The organism is Dietzia sp. CW19, assembly GCF_014145265.1.
In the GTDB taxonomy this organism is placed as follows: domain Bacteria; phylum Actinomycetota; class Actinomycetes; order Mycobacteriales; family Mycobacteriaceae; genus Dietzia; species Dietzia natronolimnaea.
On record NZ_JAALEE010000506.1, the window covers coordinates 1 to 988 of the forward strand.

General features: G+C 72.9%; 1 protein-coding gene. It reads right to left on the reverse strand.

Annotation, left to right across the window (positions count from 1 at the left end; genetic code table 11):
* On the reverse strand, positions 1-768 hold a 768-nt coding region (locus G6021_RS14445), incomplete at its 3' end, for an oxygenase MpaB family protein (RefSeq protein WP_241736584.1).
* Positions 769-988 lie beyond the last annotated feature (220 nt).

Below are 988 nucleotides of genomic sequence, written 5' to 3' on the forward strand. Positions count from 1 at the left end.
GAGGGTCCTGCGGGCCCAGGGCGGCAGCGCCGCGACCGCGCCCTCGCGGAGCATCGCGTAGGCGGGCTTGTCGGTCCACCCCACGGGCGGCTCGTTCAGCAGGAAGTGCCGGGCGTCGAGCGCGGCCGGGGAGGCCTCGAGCTCGGGCCGGTACTCCTCGAGGGCCGCGTCGAGCTCGGCGACGGTCATCGGGACGCACTTGGCTCCCAGCATGATCCCGGTGCGCGACGCCTGTCGCACGTACTCGTCCCGTCGCTCCGCCGACATCGCGGTGCGCCCGTACAGGCGGTGGCACTCGAGGAAGCTCCAGATCTCGGCGACGTGGACCCACCGCAACAGGTGCGGGTCGCGGGCGTCGTAGGGTCGGCCGCGATAGTCGGTCCCCACCACCGCCCGGTGCATCCCGTTGATAGTCCGGATGAGCTGCGTGGCGTCCGGGACCGTCCCGAAGGTGGTCGTGGCGATGAACTGCGAGGTGCGTTGGAGTCTGCCCCAGGGGTCGCCGCGGTAGTCGCTGTGGTCGGCCACCCCGGCCATGGCCAGCGGGTGCAGCGACTGGAGTAACAGAGCGGTCAGCCCGGCGGCGAACATCGAGGCGTCGCCGTGCACCGAGTAGATCGCGTCCCCGGGTGAGTTCCACCGTTCGCCCTCGGAGTGCCAGATCCGTTGCCGCCGTTCGGCGGCGTCGTCACCGGCGATCCGCGAGCGCACCATGAGGCCGGCGCGGCGACGGGCACCGGTCAGGGCTCGGGACGCGGTCGTCGTCATCACCGGCATGTCGGACACCACCTCGGGGGTCGCTCGTGACCGTCACCCTACCCCCGGCCCACGACCGTCGTGTCGCCCCGCAGCGCTCACCCGGCGCGCGCCGACCGGCGGAGCACCGCCGTGAGAGCCACCACGACCACGAGTGCGCAGGCGCCCATCACGGCGAGCATGGGGAGGGCGGAATGCGGGCCGGAGAGCCCGGTCATCGGCGAGACGAGGG